Source organism: Nocardia sp. 348MFTsu5.1, assembly GCF_000383535.1.
Lineage (GTDB): Bacteria > Actinomycetota > Actinomycetes > Mycobacteriales > Mycobacteriaceae > Williamsia > Williamsia faeni.
In genome coordinates, this window is record NZ_KB911537.1 from 1 (window position 1) to 5,981 (window position 5,981).

Consider the following 5,981-nt stretch of genomic DNA (forward strand, 5'->3'; position numbering starts at 1 on the left):
GACGTTCTCAGGAATGATGGGTGCATATCGTGAATCGACCAACATGTGAGTACCGAACGATCCATTGACCGAGTAGCCGCCATTGACTTGGTCGGGACACAATGTCTCCCAACCAGTCTGGCAGTATTCACACTCACCACAGGCACTCCACAGCCACGCGTTACCCACCGTGTCGCCCACCGCGAGGCGGGTCACCTGATCGCCGATCGCAACCACCGTGCCCACACCCTCATGACCGGGTACAAACGGCAGAGTTGGTTTGACCGGCCAGTCACCATGCGCGGCATGCAAATCGGTGTGACAAACCCCCGAGAACTGAACCTTGACCAAAGCCTCGAAGGGACCCGGAGCCGGAATAGGCAACTCTTCGACAACAAGGTCATCGGTGAAGCTGTGTACGACCGCGGCATTCATGCTGTTCATCGCTTCGGCACTCCATTTTTCGATGTTTGAATGTCCATCCTGGCTCAACGGGTGACGACCACGCTATGAATTAAGTGAATTCTGTGTGCATTTTGCGATGGCCGGCGACTTCCCAAATCTATCGTTTAACGATATATTTATATCGTCTCTCGACCACGCTGGGTCGAGCAACGTGAGGAGTGGCAAATGGGCAAGTGGGCTGTACTGGGGCTGCGCGTGGTGATCGCAATCGCACTCGTCGGATCGCTTGTCGTACAAGTGGTGATGATGCCGCTGCTGTGGATCGACATGGACGATGCCCCTCCAGGTGTTCGGGTGTCACTCACGGTGATAGGGGTGCTGGGCGTGGCGTGCTTGCAGGTGATCGCAGTGTGTATCTGGAGATTGCTGACGCTGATTCGCCGAGGAACGGTCTTCTCCGACGCGTCCTTCCGCTACGTCGACGGTGTCATCGGCGCGATAGCTACTGGGGCGGTCTTGATGTTTTCCGTCGCGGTTGTGGCACGGTTCGCCAATCTCAGCACGCCCGGTGACGAGGTGGCGCCCGGAATCGTCGGCCTCATCTGCGGCCTGTCACTGGTCATCGGTGGGGTTGCCCTGGTCGTCTACGTATTGCGAGCACTTCTGGCCCAAGCGGTGGCTCTCGACTCCGAGGCCAAGCACCTCCAGTCCGAACTCGACGAGGTGATCTGATGCCGATCATCGTCGACATCGACGTCATGCTCGCCAGACGCAAAATGCCGGTTGGCGTTCTCGCAGAACGGATTGGCATCACGCCGGCGAACCTGGCCGTGCTCAAAAACGGACGTGCCAAAGCCATCCGGTTCACAACCCTCATCGCCCTTTGCGAGGTGCTCGAATGTCAGCCGGGCGATCTGTTGCGCTGGGAACCCGACCGCGTTCACGAGCCTGCGGCGGTCGCAACCTCGTAAACGAGCCAGAAATACGAAGACGAGCCACGTGTACGCGTGTATGCGGCTCGTCTTCGTACAGCTGGCTCGTTTGAAGGCCGCGGCTACGACATCCCCAGGCGTCAGGGCAATGTGTGCCCAGCCGCCTTGAAGAGGCGGTACCAGTGTTCACGGCTCAGCACGATGTCCGACCCCGCAGCGGCTTCGGCGACGCGGCCCGGATTGGTGGTGCCGAGAACGACCTGGATGTTCGCGGGATGGCGGGTGATCCAGGCCGTGGCGATTCCGATCGGTGTGACGCCGTACTCGTCAGCCAGCTCGTCGATCAGGTCGTTGAGATCGGGATAAGCCTCGCGATCGCCGAGGAAGACCCCGTTGAGGTAACCCTTCAGGAATGGCGACCACGCCTGCAGGGTGATACCCGCAGTGCGTGAGTAGTCCAGCAGGCCATTGTCGCGTCATTCGACTGCTCGAGATTCGCCATGTTGACGGTCAGACCGGCAGCGATGATCGGCGCATGGGTGATGCTGAGCTGTACCTGATTGAACACAATCGGTTGCTTGACAGCGGTTTTCAGGAGGGCAATCTGGCCGGGGTTGCAGTTGGATACACCGAAGTTCCGAACCTTGCCCGCCGACTCGAGGACATCGAATGCGGCCGCGACCTCCTCTGGTTCGACCAGTGCGTCCGGCCGGTGCAGCACCAGCGAATCAAGATAGTCGGTCCGCAACGCAGTCAGTGATTCATCGACCGCCTGCAGGATGTGGTCGGTGGAGAGGTCGTAGTAGATCCCGCCCACGAGGCCGACCTTCGTCTGGATGATCACGTCCTCGCGTTTGATCGAGCTCGACGCCATGGCGTCACCGAAGCGGCGTTCGCAATTGTGCCCGCCACCATAAACATCCGCGTGATCGAACATGGTCACGCCGACGTCGAAGGCCGATTCGACCAGCCGGCGGATCTCTTCGTCTTCGAGTTTGAGGATGCGCATCAACCCCAAGATGATGCTCGAGGCATGAAGGGATGTCTGGGGTAGGTCGTAGCTCTTCATCGTGTCACCTTATTCCGGACCGAAATTGGTGACGGGACGCTGCGCGCGGAGCTGCTCTGCGAGGATGTCGGCGTGCCCGGCATGTCGCGCGACCTCAGCGATCATGTTCACGTAAATGAATCGCAGGCTCACCGTCCCGGCGATGCGGTGCTGAGCCGTGTCGTCAAGGCTGTAGCGGGCCGCACATTGCCGCGACCGGTCGCAGGCCGCTTTGTATTCGGCGATCACGCCGTCGAGGGTCTCGTCATCGGCGACGTGGAAGCTGGCGTCTCCACCAGTGGCGGCGAAGCCATCGATGTCGTCGACGCTGATGCCCGCGAGGGTTCGTTGGAACCAGATGCGTTCTGCCGCCGCACAATGCTTGATAATCGAGATCGGTGTGGTCAGTGATGGGACCAGTTTCTCGCGCGCTTCTGTGTCGGTGAGGCCCGCGACGGCTGCCACGATGCCGGCCCGGTTGAGATCGAGGGTGTTCTCCAGCAACTCTCGCTCGCTGCCGGTGAACGGCCGACCGGGATCCAGGGCGCTTGTCATCGTCTCCTCCGTACATCTGCTGGACAAGTTTAGATCCTCGGATTCATCTGTCCTGCGGACAGTCTGCGCACTCACTCAGCGTTACTTCAGCACCCCCGCCCTAACGTGTGCGGCATGACCTCCATCAACGGCCTTCCGCTTCACCCGCTACTGGTGCACTTCGTGGTCGTTCTCCTGCCGCTGGCAGCGATATGCGCGGTGCTCAGCGTGGTGTGGCCCACCGCCCGACGAAAATTGGGTGTCATAACACCCATACTGGCCCTTGTTGCGCTCGTCCTCGTCCCACTGACCACGAGCGCGGGCGAGAGCCTCGAGCAAAAGGTTCCGCCCAATGCCCTGGTTGAAAACCACGCCGAACTAGGGGATCAAGCACTCATATGGGCAGCGCCGTTGTTTGTGTTCGCTGCTATTTGGTGGGCATTGCACCACAAGTGGACCGAGTCGAGACTCGACGGGCTTGATGCTCGCGCCCGTTCCGGGGTAACTGTGCTCACCGGCTTGGTGTTGTTGATCTTCGCGCTGGGATCAATGGTGATGGTGTACCGGATCGGCGAGAGTGGTGCACAGGCCGTATGGCATGCAGGCACCTGAATCAAACCTCTCGTTGATTGCATGTCGTCGATCTGAGGAGCATGCTCACAAGAACCCGCGAAGGAGTTGTCGCGACAACAACCCGGAACGATCAGTGTAAAGGGGAAACTGTTATGTCACTAGCTATTTCAACCGTTCTGAACCTCCCGTTCGAAGAAGCCGTCGCCAAGACGCGCACAGCTCTGGCCGATCAGGGATTCGGTATCCTCACCGAGATCAACGTCAAAGAAACCCTCAAGACCAAACTCGATGTCGATATGGAGAACTACCTGATCCTTGGAGCCTGCAACCCACCCCTGGCCCACCGTGCACTGGGGGTCAACCGCCAGATCGGGCTCCTGCTGCCCTGCAACGTCGTCGTCCGCACCGACCCCGACGACAACTCGTCCACAATCGTCGAAGCCATGAACCCAGACCTCATGGTCGACGTCTCAGGCGAGGCCGGACTCACCCCTGTCGCACAAGATGCAACCGAGAAACTCAAAGCCGCCATCGCCGCCCTGGACCGAAACACATCAGCGCGAACTGATCAGAACCCTCATTCTGACAGCTGCTGACTTCGTTGTTCAACGACCCACTGGTACAACACCATTCGAGGTGAACCTCCATGAGCGATCCACGGACACCGCAGATGAAGATATTGGCCTGCACCGTGGCCGCCGCAGGGGCGCTTTGGGTTGCCGCGTGCAGCGACAACGACGGCGGTTACGAGATGGGCCAGATGCAGGACGGCATGGGCCAAATGTCGAACAGCACTGCAGCCTCCACATCCGCGGGGGTCTCGTCGCAGTTCAATCACGCTGATGTGATGTTCGCCGAAATGATGTATCCGCACCATGCCCAAGCAGTGGAGATGTCCGATCTCGTCGAAGGCCGGACAACCAACTCGCAGCTCATCACCTTGGCTGCCGCCATCAAGTCCGCTCAAACGCCAGAAATGGAACAGATGGCGCAGTGGCTCGCAGCATGGGGCATGCCCGCGCCCCACACCGAGTCCGGAAATTTGGGCGGAATGGACCAGGGCGGCGGTTCTATGAACGGAATGATGTCGCAGCAGGATATGGACAGCCTCGCCGCCAAGACTGGAACCGATTTTGATCAGGCATGGCTGACGATGATGATCGAACACCACCAAGGTGCGATCGATATGGCCAATAGCGAAGTCGCCCACGGTCTCAACCCTGAAGTCAAAGCCATGGCTGCGACGATCATCACCACTCAGCAGGCCGAGATCGCCACAATGACAACGATGTTGCAGCCCTGACCTGAACTCACACGCCGAACACTCACACGCTGGTCAGCGCTCCGGCTCCTCCCCGAACTGCACGTAGCGGCCGGTCATCTCGTGGGGTGTGATCTCGACGACGTTGAATTTGGTTGTCGGTACCCATGATCGCAGGGAGAGTGCATCAGCCGCCGCGATCTCAGCAGAGGTGCTCAGTGTGTGCGCGGTCCCGTGGACAACTACGCTCCATCCGGAAGTGGTGTCGACGTGATCGACTTCGAACACGACCTGATCGACGATGGTCAACTCGACCAGTTTGGTGCCTTCGGCGGTGCGGAAGAGTATCCGGCGCTGGTCCACCAGGTAATTGATCGGAAAGATGTCGATGCGCTCGCCAACGGAAACGACCAGCCGACCGAGCTGCTCGCGCTGGAGCAATTCCCAGCAATCATCTTCGGACAGCTTCTGGACAACATCTGCCGAGACCGATGTATCAATTGTGGACATGATTCGTGCCTTTCTGTTTTCCGCCCGTCCAGCGCGATTGAACGCCAACTCAGGTGAGGTCGAGGACGACTCGCCCGTTGATGTCTCCCTTGCCCATCTCAGTGAAAATGTCATTGATTTCGGGCAACGTCCGCACCGTGTAGGTGGGATGGATCAGGCCGCGGACGTAAAAATCCAGTGCCTCGGCCATGTCTTTGCGAGTACCGACAATCGAACCCCGGATGGTCAGACCGAACAGCACGGTGGTGAAAATGTCGAGAGGAAACTCCTCAGGCGGCAAACCGACGAGCGATACCGTCCCCCCGCGCCGCAGACTCGCCACCGCCTGCGGAAAGGCATGAGCGTTGACCGCGGTGACCAGCGCTCCATGGACACCACCACCGGTGCGCTCGATGATCTCTGCAGCAGGATTGTCGACCGTTGCGGCATTGACCGTCACCTCGGCACCATGCTGCTCGGCCAACTCGAGTTTGCTGTCATCGACGTCGATCGCCACCACCCGCCGGCCCATCGCAACCGCATACTGGACCGCGATATGACCCAAACCTCCGATGCCCGAGATCAGCACCCACTGACCTGGCTGGGTGTCGGTCACCTTCAACCCTTTGTAGACCGTGACACCGGCGCACAGGATCGGTCCGACCGCCGACAGGTCGACGTTCTCAGGAATGATGGGTGCATATCGTGAATCGACCAACATGTGAGTACCGAACGATCCATTGACCGAGTAGCCGCCATT

11 protein-coding genes are annotated in these 5,981 nt (G+C 59.5%); 5 read left to right on the plus strand and 6 right to left on the minus strand.

All coding sequences use genetic code 11. From position 1 onward, the window contains the following. A partial coding sequence (locus H290_RS0127210; protein ID WP_028463761.1) for an alcohol dehydrogenase catalytic domain-containing protein occupies positions 1-414 on the minus strand: 414 nt, incomplete at its 3' end. Between the two features lie 195 nt (positions 415-609). Between H290_RS0127210 and H290_RS0127215 the strand changes: the two genes are divergently transcribed. Together H290_RS0127215 and H290_RS0127220 are read left to right on the plus strand one after the other, a co-directional pair. Continuing rightward, positions 610-1,116, plus strand: a complete 507-nt coding sequence (locus tag H290_RS0127215) for a DUF2975 domain-containing protein (protein WP_020110026.1) — start codon at positions 610-612, stop codon at positions 1,114-1,116. After that, entirely contained in the window at positions 1,116-1,355 is a 240-nt protein-coding gene (locus H290_RS0127220) for a helix-turn-helix transcriptional regulator (RefSeq protein ID WP_020110027.1), read from the plus strand. Before H290_RS0127215 ends, H290_RS0127220 begins: the two co-directional genes overlap by 1 nt. A gap of 101 nt (positions 1,356-1,456) precedes the next feature. On the opposite strand, the gene H290_RS31890 is transcribed toward H290_RS0127220, so the two are convergent. The 3 genes from H290_RS31890 to H290_RS0127230 are packed head-to-tail and all read right to left on the minus strand — an operon-like array spanning position 1,457 to position 2,919. Beyond that, positions 1,457-1,780, minus strand: coding sequence for an aldo/keto reductase (locus H290_RS31890; protein ID WP_369758852.1), 324 nt, complete (start codon positions 1,778-1,780; stop codon positions 1,457-1,459). Continuing rightward, on the minus strand, positions 1,723-2,385 hold the full coding sequence (locus H290_RS29975) for an aldo/keto reductase (protein ID WP_231373851.1): 663 nt from the start codon (positions 2,383-2,385) through the stop codon (positions 1,723-1,725). The genes H290_RS31890 and H290_RS29975 overlap by 58 nt, the downstream gene beginning before the upstream one ends. 9 nt (positions 2,386-2,394) lie before the next feature. Next, on the minus strand, positions 2,395-2,919 hold the full coding sequence (locus H290_RS0127230; protein WP_020110029.1) for a DinB family protein: 525 nt from the start codon (positions 2,917-2,919) through the stop codon (positions 2,395-2,397). A 114-nt stretch (positions 2,920-3,033) separates the two neighbouring features. On the opposite strand from H290_RS0127230, the gene H290_RS0127235 reads away from it, so the two are divergent. From H290_RS0127235 to H290_RS0127245, 3 genes are all read left to right on the plus strand, one after another. After that, a complete protein-coding gene (locus H290_RS0127235) occupies positions 3,034-3,510 on the plus strand; it encodes a DUF2231 domain-containing protein (RefSeq protein ID WP_020110030.1) in 477 nt (158 codons plus the stop codon). Between the two features lie 113 nt (positions 3,511-3,623). Further along, positions 3,624-4,067 carry a DUF302 domain-containing protein gene (locus H290_RS0127240; RefSeq protein ID WP_020110031.1) on the plus strand — a complete coding sequence of 148 codons (444 nt, stop codon included), beginning with the start codon at positions 3,624-3,626 and terminating at the stop codon, positions 4,065-4,067. 50 nt (positions 4,068-4,117) lie between these two features. After that, a complete protein-coding gene (locus H290_RS0127245) occupies positions 4,118-4,774 on the plus strand; it encodes a DUF305 domain-containing protein (protein WP_020110032.1) in 657 nt (218 codons plus the stop codon). Between the two features lie 33 nt (positions 4,775-4,807). Here H290_RS0127245 and H290_RS0127250 read toward each other — a convergent pair whose 3' ends face one another. Both H290_RS0127250 and H290_RS0127255 read right to left on the minus strand, forming a co-directional pair. Further along, positions 4,808-5,242: a pyridoxamine 5'-phosphate oxidase family protein gene (locus H290_RS0127250; RefSeq protein WP_020110033.1), complete on the minus strand. Its 435-nt coding sequence runs from the start codon at positions 5,240-5,242 to the stop codon at positions 4,808-4,810. 49 nt (positions 5,243-5,291) lie between these two features. Further along, positions 5,292-5,981: zinc-binding dehydrogenase (locus H290_RS0127255; RefSeq protein WP_020110034.1), on the minus strand; the 690-nt coding region annotated here is incomplete at its 5' end.